Consider the following 19052-nt stretch of genomic DNA (forward strand, 5'->3'; position numbering starts at 1 on the left):
CGGACACGGCCGCCGGCCTCAGCCCGCGCCCTGTCCGCCGCGCCGCCGGCTGCGTCCGTTGCGCTCGCCGCGTCCCTGAGCCGTCCCGGCATGCGCATGCCGCGGCGCCGGCTTCCCGTGCGGGCGATGCGATGGCTTGCGCGGACCGTCGCCAGCGCGCTTCGCGCGCGGGTTCGGCAGCGCCACGTCGAGCCGCAGCGACCGGCCGGGCTCGTACCCCGGAAAGTCGACCAGCTCGACGTCCTTCTTCAGAACGCGCTGGATCTGTCTCAACAGGCCGCCCTCGTCGTGCGAGACCAGCGACAGCGCCTCGCCCTGCGCGCCGTTGCGGCCGGTGCGGCCGATCCGGTGCACGTAGTCCTCGGCCACCATCGGCAGGTCGAAGTTGATCACCAGCGGCAGGTTCGGGATGTCGAGGCCGCGTGCGGCCACGTCGGTCGCGACCAGCACCCGCGCCTTCGCACCCTTGAACGCGTTCAGCGCCTTCTGCCGTTGCGCCTGGCTCTTGTTGCCGTGGATCGCGACCGCGCGGATGCCGGACTTCTCCAGCTGTTCGGCGAGACGGTTGCAGCCATGCTTGGTACGGCCGAACACGATCACCTGGTCGGTGTGGCGAGTGGCCAGGATCTCGATCAGCAGTTCGCGCTTGCGCTCGGCATCGACCGGATGGGCGCGGTGCGCGATCGTCTCGGCGATCGTGTTGTTGGCCGCGACCTGCACCTGTTTCGGATCGCGCATGAACTCCAGCGCCAGCGCCTTCAGCTGCGCCTCGAAGGTGGCCGAGAACAACAGCGTCTGCCGCTCCCGCGGCAGCTTGCCGAGGACGCGCTTGATCGCCGGCAGGAAGCCCATGTCGAGCATGCGGTCGGCCTCGTCCATGACCAGCACCTCGATGCCGTCCAGGCGCACGCTGCCGCGCTCCATGTGGTCGATCAGCCGACCCGGCGTCGCGATCAGCACGTCGACGCCACGGCGCAGCGCGTCGACCTGCGGTCCCATGCCGACGCCGCCGAAGATCGTGCAGCTGGCGACCTGCAGGTGACGGCCGTAGCCGCGCAGGTTCTCGTGCACCTGCACCGCCAGTTCGCGGGTGGGCACCAGCACCAGCACGCGCGGCTTGCGCGGGCCCCGGGCCGGCGTCTGCTTCGACAGCCGATGCAGCAGCGGCAGGCTGAATGCCGCGGTCTTGCCGGTGCCGGTCTGGGCGCCGCCCAGCAGGTCGTGGCCGGCCAGGATCAGCGGAATGGCCTCGGCCTGGATCGGCGTCGGCATGGTGTAGCCCTGTTCGGACAGCGCGCGCAGCAACGCGGGCGCGAGCCCGAGAGAATCGAAGGACATGCAATGCTCCAAAAATGCGTCCCGCACCTTCGTGCGGTGGTCACCCGGAGCCTTCCCTGAAGCCGCGCTGCGAATGATCGTGTGACGGCACGGATGTTCCGGACCGTGTCAGCGCGACGAAGGACGTGCGGAATGAGAGGCTGCGCCCGTCCTCCCTGGACGCATCGGCGTATCGGGCGGTCGCCGGCGGGGGCCGGCCTGGCGCAGCGGACTTGCCTGGGAAACGTACCCTTGCGGGCGGTCACCGTACGCTGGACGCGGCGCACTCTACGCTAACGCCGTGCCGGGCGCCAGCACCGGCCGTCCCGGGCCGGGCGGCCATCAGAGCCCGTTCAGGCTCTCAGGACGAAGTCGCCGGGCCGGCGAGCCTCGCGATCGCCGACTGCACCGCATCCAGCACCGCGATCGCATGGGCGAGCGCGGCGCGCTCGTCCTCCGACAGATGCGGATGCCAGACGTCGAAGATCATCACCGTGCGGTCGCGGTCGGAACGGTTGGCCGCGCTGTGCAGGAACGAATCGTCGAAGACAAGGAACTCGCCGTCGCGCCAGATCCGGGTTTCGCCGGCCACGGTGATGTCGCACCCCGTGGGCGGCAGGTCGACCGGCAGGTGGACGGTCAGCTTGATGTTCGACAAGCCATGGTGCGGCGGCAGCACCACCCCGGGCTTGAGCCGCGAAACGAAACATTCCGGCGCGTGCGGCGGATATTGCGCGAGCGGCGCCCCGGCCAGGAAGGCGTCGGTCAGCGGCAGGCGCGCCATCAGCTCGCGGTGCCACTCTCCACGCCGCAACAGGTGCAGTGCCGACCAGTCGGGACGGTCGGCGAGCCCGGCCCAGGTCCGGCTGCGCGCCGCCTCGGCGGAGACATAGGGCGAGAAATCCCCGGCATTGGCGAGAACAGCGAGCAGTTCGTCACGCACCGCCGGGATCCGCGGCACCAGCGGAGCCAGTTCCGGCAGCACGTCGATGTCGAACCATGCGCGCGGCTCCAGCGCCGGGTAATACAGGTAACCGGGCTGCTGCAGCCGCGAACGGAAGGCCGCCGGCCGGCGCCCGAAGTAAGCATCCAGCCAGAGCCGGAACGCCGGGTGGTCGGTGATCCGGGCCAGGTGGGCATGCAGCAGCGCCGGCAGGGCCTGGCGCAGCCGCTGCGGGTCGACGCGGCCGCGGCCCTCCGCCTCGAGCCAGCGGCAGGCGTCCACCACCGCCGCGACGTCGGTCGCGGCCGCGATGCGCTGGCCGAAGCCCTCCTCGATGCCGCTCGCCACCGTGTCCCCCCGCTTGTCCGGATACCGAAAGCCGAGTCGACAGTCTGACATGCCGCCCCGCCTCCGGCCTGCTACTGTGCGCCGGTACGCCCGCTCCCGGGACGAGTCCAATGCAAATACGTTTCCATGGCGCCGCAGGCGAGGTCACCGGCTCCATGCACGAGGTGGAGGCCGCCGGGCACCGCCTGCTGCTCGACTGCGGAATGATCCAGGGCAGCCCGGCGGCCGAGCGCCGCAACGCGGACCGGTTCCCGTTCGAGCCCGGCGGGATCGACGCGCTGGTCCTCAGTCACGCGCACATCGATCACATCGGCCGGGTACCGCTGTTGGTCCGTCGCGGCTTCCGTGGCCCGATCTACGCGCAGGCCGCGACCGCCGACCTGATGCCGATCATGCTGCTGGATGCTGCCGCGATCGCCGAGGGCGAGGCCGAACGCTACAACCGCAGACGCCGGCGGGACGAACCCGAGGCCGTTCCGCTGTTCTCGCGCGACGACGTGGAGGCCGCGCTCGAACGGCTGCGGCCGCTGGACTACGACGCGCCCAGCGAGATCCTGCCGGGCATCGTGCTGACGCTGCGCGAGGCCGGCCACATCCTCGGCTCCTGCGTGCTCGAGCTGCAGGCGGAGGACCGGACCCTGGTCTACTCCGGCGATCTCGGCCCCTGCGGCGCGCCGATCCTGCGCGATCCGGCCGCGATCGCGCGTGCCGACCTGGTGCTGATGGAGTCGACCTATGGCGACCGCGACCACCGCGACCGTCCCGCCACCGTCGCCGAGATCGGCGAAATCCTGGAAGCGGCGTGGCGCGATGGCGGCAACGTGATGATCCCCGCCTTCGCGGTGGGCCGAACCCAGGAGCTGCTGTACTGGTTCGCCCGGCACTGGCAACAGTGGAAGATGGATCGCTGGCGGATCTTTCTCGACAGCCCGATGGCGGCGCGGGTGTCGGCGGTCTACCAGCGGCACCAGGGCCTGTTCGACGCGCGTGCGCGTGCGACCTGGGCCGCGCCGATCGCGCCGCTGCGGATGCCGAACCTGCATTTCACCGCGTCCGTCGCCGAGTCGATGGCCATCAACCGGATCCGCTCCGGCGCGATCATCGTCGCCGGCAGCGGCATGGCCACGGCCGGCAGGATCGTCCACCATCTCAAGCACAACCTCGGCCATCGCCAGGCGCACGTGATGTTCGTCGGCTACCAGGCCGAGGGCACCCTGGGCCGGCGCCTGGTCGAGCGGGCCCGCTGGGTCCGCATCCACGGCCGCGACTACCGGGTCAATGCGCAGATCCACACCGTCGGCGGCCTGTCGGCGCATGCCGGCCAGCAGGGGCTGATCGACTGGTTCGCCAGGATCGCCGGCCGGGAGGGCGATGCCGGCGTCACCCGCCCGTCGCTGGCCCTGGTCCACGGCGAGGAGCGTGCCCGCGAGGCCCTCGCGGGCGAGCTGGGCCAGCGCCTCGGCGTGTCCGCCCATCTCCCGAACCCCGGCGACAGCATCGCCCTGTAGGGCCCCGTCCCGGCGCCCGGCGCCGCCCATGACCTTCGACACCTATGGCCCGCGCCGGCACGGAGCTATGGTGGGAGCGATGTGCCCGCCGCCATTCCGGTTCGGCACGGCTTTCCCATATTCGCAAGGTCGGAGTACACCGTGACCCTCAACACCCCCAAAGTCCTGCTTCTGTCCCTCGCCATTGCCGCAGCCGTCTCGGCCTGCGGCAAGACCGACTCGCCGGCCGTTTCCACCGACGCCGCGGCGGATCAGGACCAGGGCATCACCCTCGACGAGAGCAAGCTGCCGCCGGTCAACCGCTTCCTTGCCAGCGACCTCGACACCAGCAAGGACGCCTGCACCGATTTCGGCGGCTACGTCAACGGCAAGTGGCTGGCCGCCAACGAGATTCCGGGCGACCGCACCTCGTGGGGCGCGTTCGAGATGCTGGCCGAGCGTTCGCTGGCGGTACAGCGCCAGATCGCCGAGCAGGCCGCCCGGGACACCGGCGCGACCGGCGTCGAGAAGATCGTCGGCGACTTCTGGGCCACCGGCATGGACGCGGACAAGATCAACGCCCAGGGCATCGAGCCGATCAGCGCGACCCTGACCGAGATCGACGCGCTCGACAGCCAGGAGAAGGTCGCCGAGTTCCTGCGCAGCAGCGCGGCCAAGGGCCAGTTCTACGTGTTCGGCTTCGGCCCCGAGGCCGACTTCAAGGACTCGTCGATGAACATCGCCTACGCCTTCCAGGGCGGCCTGGGCCTGCCGGACAAGAGCTACTACGAGGACGCCGACAAGGCCGACAAGCTGCAGAAGTACCAGGAGCACGTGGCCAAGGTGCTGGAGCTGTCGGGCGTGCCCGCCGCGGATGCCGCCGCCCAGGCCGCCGACGTGGTCGCGTTCGAGAAGCGCCTGGCCTCGGTGTCGAAGTCGCAGGAGGAGATGTCGCGCGACGTCTCGCTGTACTACAACGCGGTGTCGCCGGCCGAGGCCGACAAGCTGGCACCGAACTTCCCGTGGACCCGCTTCTTCGAGTCGCAGGGCCTGCAGGCGCCGGAGAAATTCTCGCTGGCGGTACCGGCCTTCCACGAAGAGGTCAGCCGCATGCTCGCCGACGTGCCGGCAGCGCAGTGGCGCAGCTACCTGCGCTTCCATGCCGTCGACGGCGCATCGCCGTACCTGTCCGACGCCTTCGTCGAGGAGAACTTCAACTTCTACAACAAGACCCTGCGCGGCCAGAAGGAGCTGAAGGAGCGCGGCAAGCGCGTGCTCGGCACGATCGAGGACGGCGCCGGCGAGGCGCTGGGCCAGCTGTACGTCGACGTGGCGTTCTCCCCCGACTCCAAGGCGCGGATGCAGGAACTGGTCAAGAACCTCAGCGATGCGCTCAAGACGCGCATCGAGAACCTGGCCTGGATGAGCGACGAAACCAAGGCCAAGGCGATGGAGAAGTGGGCCAGCTTCACGCCGAAGATCGGCTACCCGGACAAGTGGCGCGACTGGAGCAGCCTGCAGACCAGTCGCGACAGCTACATCGGCAACGTGCTCGCCGCGATGGAGTTCAACTACAAGTGGGAGCTGTCGAAGGTCGGCAAGCCGGTCGACAAGACCGAGTGGGGCATGAGCCCGCAGACCGTCAACGCCTACTACAACCCGCTGCAGAACGAGATCGTGTTCCCGGCCGCGATCCTGCAGCCGCCGTTCTTCGATCCGGAGGCCGACGACCCGATCAACTACGGCGGCATCGGCGCGGTGATCGGTCACGAGATGACCCACGGCTACGACGACCAGGGCAGCCGTTTCGGACCGACCGGCAACTTCGAGAACTGGTGGACCGATGCCGACGCCAAGGGCTTCAGCGGTCGTACCGACAAGCTGATCGCGCAGTTCGACGGCTACAAGGCGAACGACGACGAGCACGTCAACGGCAAGCTGACCCTGGGCGAGAACATCGCCGACCTCGGCGGCCTGGCCACCGCCTACGACGCGATGAAGGCCGCCGCCGGCGACAGCGAAGACCCGATGATCGACGGCATGAGCCGCGACCAGCGCTTCTTCGCCAACTGGGCGACGGTGTGGCGTCGCAACTTCACTCCCGAGGAGCTGAAGGTGCGCCTGGCCACCGACCCGCACGCGCCGGCGAACTTCCGCGCGATCGGGGCTCCGTCGAACCTGCCGGCCTTCGCCGCCGCGTTCGAGTGCAAGCCGGGCCAGCCGATGGTCCGCCAGGGCGACGACCAGGTCGTGATCTGGTAAGCGACACGGCCGGCGGGTTTCCCCGAAGGGCCCGCCCTCGTCCTGCAGAAGGCCCGGCACAATGCCGGGCCTTCTTTGTTCCGTCCCGCGGCCGGCTGGAACGGCCGTCACCCCGCCCGTGTGGCGATCTGCACGGTGTCGCCAACGCCCGTGGCGCGCGTCCCGTCCTGGCATGGGCACTTGCTACACTCCGCCGATCTTCTGGATGGAATCCGCAATGTCCCGTCAGCGCATCCCTGGCCTTTCGCTTCTCCCGTTTTCGCTGCGCCCGCTCGCGTGTGCGCTCTCGTTCGGACTGACCGCCGCCGTCGCCGCTCCGGTGGCGCTGGCCAAGCCGCCGGTCGCCTGCGCCGATTTCTACGGCAACGCCAATGCCGACTGGCTGGAGGCCCATCCGCTGTCGACCGGCGCGGGTTCGGTCTCGGCGATGGGCGAGCTGGCCGGGCGCGCGCGCCAGCAGCAGATCGACCTGCTGCAGGCGGCAATGCAGGCGCCGCAGGACAATGTCCAGAAGCTGCTCGGCGACTTCTGGGCCAGCGGTCTGGACGAAGCGGCGGTCGAGCGCGACGGCTCCAATCCGATCGCGCCCCTGCTCGACCGCATCAACTCGATCCGCCGCGACAAGGACATCGCGCCGGCGATCGCCGCGCTTCACCAGGTCGGCATCCCGGTGGCGTTCAACTTCAGCCCCGACGCCGACCTGTCCGATCTCGACCGCCACATCGGCTACTTCAGCCAGGGCGGCACCGGCCTGCCCGACCCGGCCTACTACACCCGCAACGACGCCGACGCGCAGACCGTGCGCAGCCAATACGGCAAGTATGTCGAGCAGATCCTCGCGCTGACCGGCACCCCGGCCGACAAGCTCCAGGCCGAGGCCACGCAGGTCCTCGACCTGGAGACCCGCATCGCCAGCGCGTCGCGGCCGCTGCCGGACCTGCGCGACCCGCGCAACAACTACGCCCCGGTCGCGGTGGCGGGTCTGGACAAGCAGTACCGCTACCTCAGGCTCGAGGAGTTCCTCAAGGCGCAGGGCGTCGAGGACGACACCGTCTCGATCGCCAACCCGGCCCTGTTCGCCACCCTGGACACGCTGGTCGACGATCTCAAGCCGGCGCAGTGGAAGACCTATCTGCAGTGGCGCGTCGGAGACGCGATGGCGCCGTACCTGTCCAAGGCCTTCCGCGACGCCAGCTTCGATTTCCGCGGCCGCGTGCTGGAGGGCCGCAGCGCACCGCTGCCGCGCCAGCAGCAGGTGCTCGACGCGATCAATCTGGCGGCCGGCCCGATGCTCGGCCGCCAGTACGCGGCCCGCTACCTGACCGCGGCCAACCAGGCCCGCGCCGAACAGGTCGTCGGACAGGTCAAGGCTTCCCTGCGCGCCGCGATGGAGCGCAACACCCGCTTCAGCGCCGAAGCCAAGGCGGTCGCAATGGCCAAGCTGGACAACCTGAAGGTCGAGGTCGGCACGCCCCGGCGCGACCTCGACTACACCGTGCAGCCGATGGGCCGCGGCAGCTTCGGCGGCAACATGCTGATCGCATCGACCTGGCGCCACGGCTCGGAGATGCGCCGCATCGGCCGCGGCACCGGCAGCCGCCGCTGGGACGTGCTGCCGCAGACGCCGGCGCTGGCCTACGACATCGCCCAGAACCGCCTGATCATCACCGCCGCGATGCTGCAGCCGCCGGTGTTCGACCTGGGCAAGGACTCGGCCTGGCTGCACGGCTCGTTCGGCGCCCTGGTCGGTCACGAACTCAGCCACGCCTTCGACAACCGCGGCCGCCTGATCGACGACAAGCTCGAGGTCCGCGACTGGTGGACCGCCAGCGAGAACGCCGGCTGGCAGGCGCTGGCCAACCGCGTCGCCGCGCAGTACTCGGCCCTGCCCTACCCGGCACTGGAAGGGGTGAAGGTCAACGGCCAGCAGACGGTGGACGAGAACATCGCCGACATCGCCGGCATGGAACTGGCATGGGCGACCTTCAGCACGGCCGAGCCGGACGCGGACAAGGAGACCAGGCAGTCCTTCTTCACCGCCTGGGCCTCGCTGTGGCCGCAGCAGCTCAGCGCCGAGGCGGCGACCCAGCTGGCCTCGACCAGCGTGCACGCACCCGGCCAATGGCGGACCAACGGTCCGCTGTCGAACCTGGATGCCTTCGGCGCGACCTACGGCTGCCGGGTCGGCGCGGTGATGCGCCACAAGCCCGACGATAGGATCACGATCCTGCCCTGAGCGGCATCGTCATCGATGGACACGAAAACGGCGCGGTTTCCCGCGCCGTTTCTCGTTGGCGGTCTCTCGACCCGGGGACGTACCGCAGGGACGGCGGCAGGTCTGGATGAGACTCCGAAGGGGGCCCGATCGCGGCTTCCGCGATCCCGGCTCAGTGGATCCGGCGCGGCCCGGGCGGCTTGCGGCCGCCACCACCGAACGGCGGCTGACCGCGCCAGTAGCGGATCATCAACCAGCCGAACAGCATTCCGCCCAGGTGGGCGAAATGGGCCACCCCGGGCTGCCGGCCGGTCACGCCGAGCAACAGCTCGATCAGGCCGTAGACGATCACCAGGGTGCGCGCCTTCATCGGGATCGGTGGGATCAGCAACATCACCCGCTGATGCGGAAACAGCATGCCGTAGGCCAGCAACAGGCCGAACACGCCGCCGGAAGCGCCCACCGTCGGATACGGCGGCTGGCCACTGGACATCGCCCAGATGCCGACGCCGATCTGGCAGACCGCGGCGCCGACGATGCAGACCAGGTAGTAGTTCAGGAACCGCTTGTTGCCCCAGACGTGTTCCAGCGGCGCGCCGAACATCAACAGCGCGAGCATGTTGAAGAACAGGTGCGGCATGTTCCCGTGCATGAAGCCGTAGGTCAGCACCTGCCACGGCATGAAGCCGCCGACACCGAACGCGCCGTCGCTGCCGGGCGGCCAGAGCATGAACGTGGCGAACACCTGATCGCCGAGTGCGTACTGGAGCAGGAACACCGCGCCGTTGGCGATCAGCAGCGCCTTGGTGATCGGGGGAAGGTTGGAAAACATCGCGGCTCCGGGGCAAGAGCGCACATGGTAACGGCAACGCCGCGCACCCGCTGTCGACGGCGCGCCGCCGCCTCCCGGTCCGGGCGGATTGCGCCGGTTAGTCCGGCGGCCCCCAGACCTGCTCGTCGACCGTCGCCCGCGCCTTCACGCCGGCGACACGGCCGTTGACGACCCGCACGCCCTCGGCCCTCAGCCGCTGGCACTGCTCCAGGTAGCCGTCCGACCCCTCGGGCAATGCGATCCGCCCATCCGAGCGCAGCACCCGGTGCCAGGGCAGGCGCGGATCGTCGTTGTGGCTGAGCATCCGCGCGACCAGCCGGGCCCGGCCGGGCAGCCCGGCGCGGCGCGCGACCTCGCCATAGCCGGCGACCTCGCCTCGCGGTATCGCCAGGATCGCCGCCCGGATGCGTCGGGCCGCGTCGTCGCTGTCCATCGATGGAACCTCCCTCCCATGCCCACGCACTGCCGCCGTGTCCGGCTCGTGCGCGCCGCCGCGACCGCACGGCTTCCGGCACGTTTCCATCCGACCGGCAGGACCGGATCACCAATGAAGCGGTAGCATACGGCCCTGACCGCGAAGGGAGCAGCTACGTGCGCAATTTCGAATCCATCAACCGCCACCTGAAAGCGGCCGGCTACAACCTGACCGAGCACGACGTCGACGTGGTCTGCATCGAGCTGTCGCTGGAGCAGGGCCGCCGGCACCAGGCGATCTTCCTGTCCGAACTCGACGACGACGACGGCCGCCCGTACCTGCGGGTCAGCACCGCGGTCGCTCCGATCACCGGGCTCGACATGCGTCGTGCGCTGGTCTTCAACTGGCAGAGCCGGGTCGGCTATCTCGCGATCGGCGAGCTCGACGGCGTGCCGCACCTGCAACTGTGCGAGAACCGTCCCTACGAGGGACTGGACGCGGCCGAGATCGACCGCCTGATCCTCGAGATCGGCGGCGTCGGCGACCGCATGGAGCGGACCCTGTCGGCGGGCGGCGACCTGTACTGACCGGCCCCGCGGCCCGGGCAAGCGCAGCGCGCCCGGGATGAGGCAGCCGGGCCGGGAACCTGCCCGGGCTGCGCCTGACGCCTGTCCCTGCCCTCAGGTCCAGCCCATCGCCCGCATCAGCTCGAAGAACAGGTAGGCGATTCCGCCGGCCGCGGGAATGGTCAGGATCCACGCCCAGATCATCTTCTCGACCACGGTCCACTTGATCGCGTTGAAGCGCTTGGCCGTGCCCACACCCATGATCGCCGACGAGATGTTGTGGGTCGTCGAGACCGGGATGCCGAGCCAGGAGGCGGCGAAGATCACCGCCGACGCACTGGTCTCGGCGGCGAAGCCGTGGATCGGGTGCAACTTGACCAGTTTGTGACCCAGGGTCTTGATGATCCGCCAGCCGCCGGCCGCGGTGCCCGCCGCCATCACCAGCGCGCAGGTGATCTTGATCCACAGGTCGATGCCCTGGCTGGCCATCGCCTCGTCGGATGGATGCAGGAAGGCCAGCCAGGCCGGCAGGTCGTCGAGGGTGCCCGCCGACTGCGCACTGAACAGCGTCAGCGCGATGATGCCCATCGTCTTCTGCGCGTCGTTCATGCCGTGCGCCAGCCCCATCCCGGCGGCGCTGACCAGCTGCGCCTTGCCGAACAGGCTGTTGACCCAGCGCGGGCGGGCGATGCGGGCCAGCCAGCCGCCGCTGCGCGCCATCATCGAGATCACGAAGAACAGCAGTCCCATCACCAGGAAACCGGCGACGAAGCCCAGCACCGGCGAGGTCACCATCGGCACGATCACCTTCCACAGCACGCCGGCGCTGCGGTAGAGCGGCTCCTTCGGCTCGGACCAGATGATCGCATCGATGTTGTTCGACGCCGCCGCCAGCGCAGCGCCGCACAGGCCGCCGATCAGCGCATGCGAGGACGAGGACGGCAGTCCCAGCCACCAGGTGATCAGGTTCCAGACGATGCCGCCAAGCAGTGCGCACAGGATCATCTGCGACCCGACCTCGACCACGCCGACGTCGATCAGGCCCGAAGCGATCGTCTTGGCGACCGCGGTGCCCAGCAGCGCGCCGATCAGGTTCATCAACGCCGCCATGCCGACCGCCTGCATCGGCGACAGCACCTTGGTCGCGACCACGGTGGCGATCGAGTTGGCGGTGTCGTGGAAGCCGTTGATGTATTCGAAGATCAGTGCCGCGAGCACGACCACCAGTACCAGGACCAGCATCACGGCCTCCCCCGGTCACGACGGGCGGCGGAACACGCCGGCGCGCCTTCCGGCGCCCGGTCGTGACGCGCGTGGGACGGATGGCCGGCACATGCCGGGATGGCGACGCCGCGGGCGGCCGCGCATTCAAAGCCGAAGAACGCACACATATGCGGCGGCCCGTCAGGAGTTCTTCAGCACGATCTGGTAGGCGACGACCCCGGCTTCGCGGCAGCGGTCGATGGCCTTCTCCAGGATCTCGAAGAACTCCTTGAGCAGGAACATCTGCAGGTGGTCGAGCCTGCCGGAGTAGATGTCGCGGTACAGCTCCAGCATCAGCCGGTCGGCATCGTTCTCCAGCGCGCGCAGCTCGTCGCTGAGCGCCTTCATCGGCTCCAGCTTCAGGTTGCGCAACTGGCGGACCATCTTCACCACCACCGATGCGGCCTGTTCGAGCATGGCCGCGCGCGGCGCGAAGTCGATGTGCTCAAGATGCTGGGTCGCCAGCGCATAGCGGTCGGCGAACTTCTCGACCTGTTTCGGGATCTTGTGCAGGGCCGAGGCCAGCGCCTCGATGTCCTCGCGCTCGATCGGCGTGATGAAGCTGTCGACCAGCTCCTGGCTCAGCTGGATCGAGACGTCGCGCTCGCGCTGGCGGGCCAGCTTGAAGGCGTCCAGCGCCGGCTGCCGGTCGGCTTCCTTCAGCATCGCGTGCAGGGCCTTGGCGCTGTCGTGGGCGGCCAGCGCGGCCTCCTCGAGCAGGGAGTAGAACTGGTTGCCTTGGCCGAAGATGGTCTGCAGGGAAAACATGCGTCAAAACGCCTCTGGTCGCGACCCTGGCGGGCCAGGGCGAAGGATGGGAAAGAAGGGGCACATGAAGGCCTGCGGTCCTGTCCGTGCTCGCAGGCGGAACTCGCGGGCGGAATTATGACCGTTTTGTGACCGGACCGCAGTCCCGACGCCCGCTGGGCCGCCGCCCCGCCTTCCTCCGGCGGCCGTGGCGTCTGGCGGGCCCACGATTGCGGGCCTGTTAATATCGGTGGGCCCTATCGGCTCCAGACTTTCAGAAATGGACGACGACCCGGAACCTTCCAGTAGCCACGCCCCCCGCCCTTGGCGGCCCCTGCCGGCCGCCCGCTCCACGACCCGGGGGGGACCGCCATGCTGGAGCTGACGATCGTCCTGGCCCTGATCGCGTTGAACGGCTTCTTCGCGATGTCGGAGATGGCGCTGGTGACCTCGCGCAAGCTGCGCCTGAAGCAGATGGCCGAAACGCCCGGCCGTGGTCAGCGCGGAGCGCGGGTCGCGCTGGCGCTGGCCGAGCACCCGGACAACCTGCTGTCGACGGTGCAGGTCGGCATCACCCTGATCGGCGTCCTCACCGGCCTGTTCGGCGGCGAGGGCATCGGCCTGCTGATCGCCGGCTGGCTGCAGGGAGTGTGGCCGGGTGCGGCCGAATATGCGCGGACCATCGGCATCGGCACCGCGGTCGGACTGATCACCGCCGGCACGGTGATCTTCGGCGAGCTGGTGCCCAAGCGGCTGGCCCTGACCAATCCCGAAGGGATCGCCAGCACGGTCGCGATTCCGCTCGATGCCTTGTCACGCTTCGCCCGACCGGTGGTGGCCCTGCTCGGCACGATCAACCGTGGCGTGCTGCGGCTGTTCGGTATCCGCGACGACGCCCGCACCGCGATCAGCGAAGAGGAAATCCGGCTGCTGGTCAGCGAGAGCCACGAGCAGGGCGTGATCGACGCCGACGAACGCAAGATGGTCTATCGCGTGCTCAGCCTCGGCGATCGCACTGCCGAGAGCCTGATGACGCCGCGCACCCGCATCGCCTGGCTGGATGCGGAAGCGCCGGTCGCCGAGAATCTCGAGCGGATGCGCGAGACGCCGTTCTCGCGCTACCCGGTCTACCGCGGCGACGACCGCGAGGTGCTGGGCATCCTGGAGACCAAGTCGCTGTTCGAGTCGCTGCAGCAGCCCGGCCCGCCGCGGCTGTTCGAGCGCCTGCGCGAAGCGCTGTTCGTGTCCGAGTCGACCCACGCGTTCAAGCTGCTGGAGATCTTCCGCGAGGAACAGCAGTCGATCGCGCTGGTGGTCGACGAATACGGCGACGTCACCGGCCTGGTCACCGTCAACGACCTGCTCGGCGCGGTGATCGGCCGCATCCAGGCCACCGAGGCCGAGGACAGCGAGGCGCCCGTGGTCCAGCGCGCGGACGGTACCTGGCTGCTCGACGGCAGCCTGTCGCTCGACGACCTGCGCGAGCTGATCGACGGCGGCCGCCTGCCGATAGACGAAGAGCCCGACTTCCACACCGCCGCCGGCATGGTCATCAGCCACTTCGGGCGCATCCCGCACGTCGGCGAGCACGTCGACTGGGACGGCTGGCGCATCGAGGTCGTCGACCTGGACGGCCCGCGGATCGACAAGCTGCTGCTGCAGGCGCTGCCGGACCTGGACGCGGACAGCGATGAAACGCTCGGCTGAGCCACCGCACGACGCGCACGGACCGCGGCCGCTGTCGGAAGCCGGCACCCGTGCGCTGCTCGACGCGTTCGCGGTCGGCGACCCCGATGCGCCGCTGCGCCTGGGCGACGTGTTCGCCGGGCTGGGCAAGCGCTCGTTCGGGATGCTGCTGTTCGTCGCCACCCTGCCCGCGTTCATCCCGATCCCCGGCGTGGGCGGCGCGATCAGCGGTCCGCTCGCGCTGCTGATCGGTGCGCAGCTGCTGATCGGCCTGCGCAAGCCGTGGCTGCCGGCGTTCATCGCCCGCCGCGGGCCGACCCGCCACTCGATGGTGCGCTTCCGCGACCTGCTCTCGCCGTGGCTGTCCCGGCTCGAGCGCGTGGTGCGACCGCGCGCCGCCTTCCTGCTCGACCGCCGCCTTGCCAGTGCGGTCACCGGCGTGCTGGTGATGCTGCTCGGCCTGCTGCTGTCGCTGCCGATCCCGTTCACCAACTACCTGTTCGGGGTGCTGCTGCTGATGTTCGCGCTGGCCCTGCTGGAACGCGACGGTTACCTGATGGGCGTCGCCTGGCTGGCCGGGATCACGGCGGTGGCGGTATTCGGTGTGCTTTCGGGCAGTCTGGCGGCGATGGCCGCCGAGGGCCTGCAAATGCTGGGCGTCGGCGCCGCAACGGAGTGACGAACGGCCGTCGCGGCCGCGGTCTTCCTCCCTGGACCGGCATCCGCGAACCGTGCGCGGCTCCTGGGTCCGCGTTTCATCTTCCGCGCTCCGCGTCCGCTTCGTGGTCGGTCCGGCGTGCTCGGCCGGGCGACCGCATTCAACCCAGCAGCGCGAAGAACTCGTTCGCCGGCAGCGGCTGTCCGAGCCAGTAGCCCTGGGCCTGGTCGCAACCGCGCTCGCGCAGCAACGCGTACTGACCGGCCTTCTCCACGCCCTCCGCGATCACCGTGATGCCCAGCGAATGCGCCATCGCGATGATCGCGCTGGTCAGCGCGAGGTCGTCCGGATCGCGCAGGATGTCGGCGATGAAGCTGCGATCGATCTTGACCCCGTCCACCGGCACCCGGCGCAGGTGGCTGAGCCCGGAGAAGCCGGTGCCGAAGTCGTCCAGCAGAACCTTGACTCCGGTCTCGCGCAGCTTCGCGAGCAGCTCGCTGGCATGGGTCTCGTCGCCGATCACCGCGGTCTCGGTCAGCTCCAGGTGCAGCCGTCCGGGTTCCAGGCCGGTCTCCTGCAGGCAGTCGGCGACGATCTGCGCCAGTTCGCCGCCGCTTCGCAACTGCCGCGAGGAAACGTTGACCGCCACCGAAAGCGGTTCGGCCATCGGCCGCGCCCGCTGCCAGCGCACGGCTTCGGCACAGGCGGTACGCAACACCTGCGGACCGAGCGTCTCGATCAGCCCGCTCTGCTCCGCGACGTCGATGAAGACCGATGGAGCGACCTGCCCATGGCGCGGGTGGTTCCAGCGCAGCAATGCCTCGGCTCCGACCATGGTGCGGTCGGCCAGCCGGTAGACCGGCTGGTAGACCAGGCTGAGCTCGCCCCGGTCCCAGGCGCCGCGCAGTTCGTGCTCGAGGTTGACCCGGCGTTCCACCGCCAGGTCCATCGCACGGCTGTAGAAGCGGTAGCAGTTCTTGCCGGCGACCTTGGCCTGGTACATCGCGATGTCGCCGTTCTTCATCAGCGCCGTCGCGGTCGAGGCATCGTCCGGGAACAGGGTGATGCCGATCGACGTACCGAGGAAGACCTGGCGGTCCTGGACCAGGATCGGCTGGCCCAGCTCGGCGACCAGCGCGTCGGCCAGGGCCATCGCGACCGCGCGCACGTCGTGCCCATCCTTGGGCGAGGCGTGCACCAGGATCACGAACTCGTCGCCGCCGAAGCGCGCCAGCAACGCGTTCTCGCCGGCATGCCGCTGGATGGTGTCGCGGATCCGCGCCGAGCACTGGACCAGCACCTCGTCGCCGACGTCGTGGCCGAGCGTGTCATTGACGCGCTTGAAGTCGTCGATGTCGGCGAACAGCAGCGCCAGTTGCTGCCCGGCACCGCGGATCATCAGCAGTTGCTCGTCGAGCGCCTCGCGGAATGCCAGCCGGTTGGACAGGCCGGTCAGCGAGTCGGTATAGGCCATCCGGCGGATGTCGCGGTCGTGGCGGGCGAGACTCTCGCTCATCCGGCTGAACGCGCGCATCAGCTCACCCACTTCGTCGCGGCGACGGCTGGTCGGCAGGTCGACCTCGAAGCGGCCCGCCTCGATCTGGCGTGCGGAGTCGGCCAGCAGCCGGATCGGGCGCACCAGCCAGCGCTGGACCAGCCACAACATCACCACGCCCAGCAGCACGATGCCGCCGGCCATCGTGCCGGCCCACAGCAACTGGCGCAGGCCGAGCCCGTCCAGCTGCCCGCGCATTTCCTCCAGTGCACGGTCCTGGAAGCCGCGGGCGATGGCCAGGTCGAAGCCGATGCGCACGCCGCCCAGGCGCTCCTCGCCGATCAGGATCGGCGCCGAAACGTCCATCAGGTCATCGCTGAACTGCGTCAGCAGCGAATCCGACGCGATCACCTCGTCGGCGAACACGTCGTCCATGCGCTTGCCATAGCTCGGAATCGTTTCGCTGCCGTCGTGGATGATGTTGCCTTCCGCGTCGTAGACGAGGACGTAGTGCGCGTCGGCCTGGTTCAGCGCGGATGCGCTCAGGCTGCCGATCGCGTCGAGGTCGAAGTAGTACAGCGGGTTGGCCAGGGCTTCGCCGAGCTGGGCGACCGTGCCCTCGCCGCGTCGGCGCAGGCTGTTGCTGGCGACACCCGACATCGCGTCGCGGGTCACCGCGATCACTTCCTCCTGGGCGCGTTCCTGGCGCTGCAGCAGGACCGCCATCAGCAGAAGCTGCACCACCAGGGCCAGCGCCATCACGAGCAGGAACTTCGCCTGCAGCCCGCTGCGCAGGTTCATTCGACGTCCGCCCGCACCCGCCCGACGCCGGCGGCCACACGATCCAGCGCCTGCATCGACGCCGCGTCGATCGCGAGGAACCGGGTGGTGCCGAAGAACCGCTTCATCGCGTCGCCGGCGGCGGGATCGTCGGCCGCCGCCATCAGCACCTCGCGCAGGCGTTCACGCACCCTCGGGTCCATGTTCGCGCGCACCAGTTCCACCGCCCGCGGGAACTCATGGGTCTTGCCGATCACGACCAGGTCGTCCTTGAACGCCGGCGGCATCCGGCGCGGGTTGTCCCAGTCCAGGTTGCTCATGACACCGACGTCGACCAGACGCTTGTGGACCCAGGTCGAGATGTTGAGCTCGGAGCGGGCGAACAGGTAGCCGACCGAATCGGCACCAGCGTGGTCCATCGGCGACAGCAGCATTTCCAGGACCAGGCCGCGGTCGAGCATCGCCGCGGCCGGCACGAAATAGGCGCTGGTCGAGGACGGCCGCTGGAACGCGACCGAATGTCCGGCCAGCTCGTCGAGCGAGCCCAGGCCGCTGTCGCGACGTGCGAAGAAGAGGCTGTGATAGTGGCTGGTGCCGTCGCGCTCGGTCAGCACCAGCGGCACCGCGCCGGCGCGTTCGTGCATCACCATCGCGGTGCCCGCGGTCTCGGTGATCCAGTCGACCCGGCCGCGGCGCAGATAGCTGGCCATCTGCTGCGGGTCCTTGGCCATCAGGATCCGGCCCTCGCGGATGCCGACGTCGGCCAGCCGCGGCACCACGTAGTCCAGCAGCGGCTTGAGCTGTTCGAAATGCGCCTTGGGGTCGTCGCTGATGCGCCCCAGCACCAGCACGTGGGCATCATCGACCGGCACCGCAGCGGGCGTGTCGTCGGCCCATCCCGGCACCGGGAGAGCAAGGCCGATCAACAGCACCACGAGGCACGACAGGCGTACGGTCAAGGACGAATGCCACAAACGGGAAAACCGGCGGCCAGACTAATCGAAAACCGGCGGCGGCGGCTATCGGAAACGAAATCCGCGAAACGGCGGTTGCCCCCATCCGTCGCCGCATCGTCAGACCGGTAACCCGCCCGTCGGCAACCCCTGCCGGAACCGGCCTTCAGGGATCGCCGCAGTCCTGCCCGTCCGACGGCACCCGCGGAGCCGCCGCCGGGCCCAGTCGCACGGTCCGCTCGACGTCGGCCAGCACGCCGCGCAGCAGGCGCACCTCGCGGGCATCGAGCCCGGCGCGCAGGAACAGCCGCCGGAACTTGCGCAACGCCGATTCGGGGCTGCGTCCCTTGTGGAAGTCGATCAGGTCCAGCACACCGCCGAGCTGGCCGAAGAAGCCCTCCAGCTCGGCATGCGAGGCCGGCGGGTCGCCACGGGCCAGCTCCCCGTCGTCATTCCGGGCCGACGCCAGCAGGGCCAGGCGCAGCTCGTAGGCCAGCACCTGCACCGCCGCAGCCAGATTCAGCGAGCTGTAGCCGGGATTGGCCGGGATGTGCACGGCCGCGTGGCAGAGCTGCAGCTCCCCGTTGTCCAGACCGGTGCGCTCGCGGCCGAAGACCAGCGCCACCTCGCCGCCATCGGCCGCCCGCGCGAGCGCACGCGTCGCGGCCTCGCGCGGGGCCAGTTCGTCCAGCGCGATCCGGCGGCTGCGGGCGGTGCAGCCAAGCACCAGGCGGCAGTCGGAAACCGCCTCGGCCAGGCTCGCGCAGGTGCGGGCGGACGCCAGCACGTCGTCTGCGCCGGCGGCGAGCGCCAGCGACTCGTGGTCGGGGGCCTTTTCCGGCGCCACCAGCACCAGCCGCGTCAGGCCCATGGTCTTCATCGCCCGGGCCGCGGAACCGATGTTGCCGGGGTGCTGGGTGCCGACCAGGACGATGCGCAGGCGCGATGCCGTCGATTCAGCTGTCGAATGGGTAGTCATCGCCGCCAATGGTAAACTCCGCGCCCCGGCCATGCCTCGGCATGCCACTGCCGGGACGCTCTTTCACTCCTCCCCAGTCCGGTCGCGGCCCAGCGCCCGCCCCACC

General features: G+C 69.7%; 14 protein-coding genes and 2 pseudogenes. 6 read left to right on the top strand and 10 right to left on the bottom strand.

Going from position 1 to position 19052, the window contains the following annotated elements:
* Positions 1–18: 18 nt before the first annotated feature.
* Both L3V18_RS13085 and L3V18_RS13090 read right to left on the bottom strand, forming a co-directional pair.
* Positions 19–1338 (bottom strand): DEAD/DEAH box helicase, encoded by a 1320-nt coding sequence (locus L3V18_RS13085; RefSeq protein WP_237055591.1) that lies wholly within the window; start codon positions 1336–1338, stop codon positions 19–21.
* A 340-nt stretch (positions 1339–1678) separates the two neighbouring features.
* Positions 1679–2659, bottom strand: coding sequence for an aspartyl/asparaginyl beta-hydroxylase domain-containing protein (locus tag L3V18_RS13090; RefSeq protein ID WP_237055593.1), 981 nt, complete (start codon positions 2657–2659; stop codon positions 1679–1681).
* Between the two features lie 59 nt (positions 2660–2718).
* Here L3V18_RS13090 and L3V18_RS13095 point away from each other — a divergent pair, with 59 nt between their 5' ends.
* From L3V18_RS13095 to L3V18_RS13105, 3 genes are all read left to right on the top strand, one after another.
* Positions 2719–4116: an MBL fold metallo-hydrolase gene (locus tag L3V18_RS13095; RefSeq protein ID WP_237055595.1), complete on the top strand. Its 1398-nt coding sequence runs from the start codon at positions 2719–2721 to the stop codon at positions 4114–4116.
* A 141-nt stretch (positions 4117–4257) separates the two neighbouring features.
* Positions 4258–6357 carry a M13 family metallopeptidase gene (locus L3V18_RS13100; RefSeq protein WP_237055597.1) on the top strand — a complete coding sequence of 700 codons (2100 nt, stop codon included), beginning with the start codon at positions 4258–4260 and terminating at the stop codon, positions 6355–6357.
* A gap of 217 nt (positions 6358–6574) precedes the next feature.
* Positions 6575–8593 (top strand): M13 family metallopeptidase, encoded by a 2019-nt coding sequence (locus tag L3V18_RS13105; protein WP_237055599.1) that lies wholly within the window; start codon positions 6575–6577, stop codon positions 8591–8593.
* 151 nt (positions 8594–8744) lie between these two features.
* Here L3V18_RS13105 and L3V18_RS13110 read toward each other — a convergent pair whose 3' ends face one another.
* Positions 8745–9404 carry a rhomboid family intramembrane serine protease gene (locus tag L3V18_RS13110; protein ID WP_237055601.1) on the bottom strand — a complete coding sequence of 220 codons (660 nt, stop codon included), beginning with the start codon at positions 9402–9404 and terminating at the stop codon, positions 8745–8747.
* A 97-nt stretch (positions 9405–9501) separates the two neighbouring features.
* Complete coding sequence (locus L3V18_RS13115) at positions 9502–9927, bottom strand: MGMT family protein (protein ID WP_425493529.1); 426 nt, start codon at positions 9925–9927, stop codon at positions 9502–9504.
* Between the two features lie 68 nt (positions 9928–9995).
* Between L3V18_RS13115 and L3V18_RS13120 the strand changes: the two genes are divergently transcribed.
* Complete coding sequence (locus L3V18_RS13120) at positions 9996–10406, top strand: hypothetical protein (RefSeq protein WP_237055604.1); 411 nt, start codon at positions 9996–9998, stop codon at positions 10404–10406.
* A 93-nt stretch (positions 10407–10499) separates the two neighbouring features.
* On the opposite strand, the gene L3V18_RS13125 is transcribed toward L3V18_RS13120, so the two are convergent.
* On the bottom strand, positions 10500–11627 hold the full coding sequence (locus tag L3V18_RS13125; RefSeq protein ID WP_237055606.1) for an inorganic phosphate transporter: 1128 nt from the start codon (positions 11625–11627) through the stop codon (positions 10500–10502).
* A gap of 162 nt (positions 11628–11789) precedes the next feature.
* Positions 11790–12416 (bottom strand): DUF47 domain-containing protein, encoded by a 627-nt coding sequence (locus L3V18_RS13130; RefSeq protein ID WP_237055608.1) that lies wholly within the window; start codon positions 12414–12416, stop codon positions 11790–11792.
* 351 nt (positions 12417–12767) lie between these two features.
* Between L3V18_RS13130 and L3V18_RS13135 the strand changes: the two genes are divergently transcribed.
* Both L3V18_RS13135 and L3V18_RS13140 read left to right on the top strand, forming a co-directional pair.
* Positions 12768–14102, top strand: coding sequence for a hemolysin family protein (locus L3V18_RS13135; protein ID WP_237055610.1), 1335 nt, complete (start codon positions 12768–12770; stop codon positions 14100–14102).
* Positions 14086–14760, top strand: a complete 675-nt coding sequence (locus tag L3V18_RS13140; protein WP_237055613.1) for an exopolysaccharide biosynthesis protein — start codon at positions 14086–14088, stop codon at positions 14758–14760. The genes L3V18_RS13135 and L3V18_RS13140 overlap by 17 nt, the downstream gene beginning before the upstream one ends.
* Positions 14761–14899: 139 nt before the next feature.
* On the opposite strand, the pseudogene L3V18_RS19485 reads toward L3V18_RS13140, so the two are convergent.
* The 4 genes and pseudogenes from L3V18_RS19485 to L3V18_RS13155 all read right to left on the bottom strand — a co-directional run.
* A pseudogene (locus L3V18_RS19485) lies at positions 14900–15646 on the bottom strand (putative bifunctional diguanylate cyclase/phosphodiesterase); the annotation flags it as partial.
* Positions 15647–15715: 69 nt separating this feature from the next.
* Positions 15716–17035, bottom strand: a pseudogene (locus tag L3V18_RS19490) (diguanylate cyclase domain-containing protein); the annotation flags it as partial.
* On the bottom strand, positions 17032–17973 hold the full coding sequence (locus L3V18_RS13150; protein WP_237055617.1) for a phosphate/phosphite/phosphonate ABC transporter substrate-binding protein: 942 nt from the start codon (positions 17971–17973) through the stop codon (positions 17032–17034). The gene L3V18_RS13150 and the pseudogene L3V18_RS19490, both read right to left, overlap by 4 nt.
* Before the next feature lie 160 nt (positions 17974–18133).
* Entirely contained in the window at positions 18134–18946 is an 813-nt protein-coding gene (locus L3V18_RS13155; RefSeq protein WP_237055619.1) for an RNA methyltransferase, read from the bottom strand.
* Between the last annotated feature and the right edge of the window lie 106 nt (positions 18947–19052).

The organism is Marilutibacter chinensis, assembly GCF_021725675.1.
Taxonomy (GTDB): domain Bacteria; phylum Pseudomonadota; class Gammaproteobacteria; order Xanthomonadales; family Xanthomonadaceae; genus Marilutibacter; species Marilutibacter chinensis.

What these genes read in the sequence shown, in the direction of transcription:
- L3V18_RS13140 (WP_237055613.1), top strand. Translation starts at nt 14,086, where the DNA reads ATGAAACGCTCGGCTGAGCCACCGCACGACGCGCACGGACCGCGGCCG.
- L3V18_RS13125 (WP_237055606.1), bottom strand. Translation starts at nt 11,627, where the DNA reads ATGCTGGTCCTGGTACTGGTGGTCGTGCTCGCGGCACTGATCTTCGAA.
- L3V18_RS13085 (WP_237055591.1), bottom strand. Translation starts at nt 1,338, where the DNA reads ATGTCCTTCGATTCTCTCGGGCTCGCGCCCGCGTTGCTGCGCGCGCTG.
- L3V18_RS13115 (WP_425493529.1), bottom strand. Translation starts at nt 9,927, where the DNA reads ATGGAAACGTGCCGGAAGCCGTGCGGTCGCGGCGGCGCGCACGAGCCG.
- L3V18_RS13135 (WP_237055610.1), top strand. Translation starts at nt 12,768, where the DNA reads ATGCTGGAGCTGACGATCGTCCTGGCCCTGATCGCGTTGAACGGCTTC.
- L3V18_RS13090 (WP_237055593.1), bottom strand. Translation starts at nt 2,659, where the DNA reads ATGTCAGACTGTCGACTCGGCTTTCGGTATCCGGACAAGCGGGGGGAC.
- L3V18_RS13105 (WP_237055599.1), top strand. Translation starts at nt 6,575, where the DNA reads ATGTCCCGTCAGCGCATCCCTGGCCTTTCGCTTCTCCCGTTTTCGCTG.
- L3V18_RS13130 (WP_237055608.1), bottom strand. Translation starts at nt 12,416, where the DNA reads ATGTTTTCCCTGCAGACCATCTTCGGCCAAGGCAACCAGTTCTACTCC.
- L3V18_RS13155 (WP_237055619.1), bottom strand. Translation starts at nt 18,946, where the DNA reads ATGACTACCCATTCGACAGCTGAATCGACGGCATCGCGCCTGCGCATC.
- L3V18_RS13095 (WP_237055595.1), top strand. Translation starts at nt 2,719, where the DNA reads ATGCAAATACGTTTCCATGGCGCCGCAGGCGAGGTCACCGGCTCCATG.
- L3V18_RS13110 (WP_237055601.1), bottom strand. Translation starts at nt 9,404, where the DNA reads ATGTTTTCCAACCTTCCCCCGATCACCAAGGCGCTGCTGATCGCCAAC.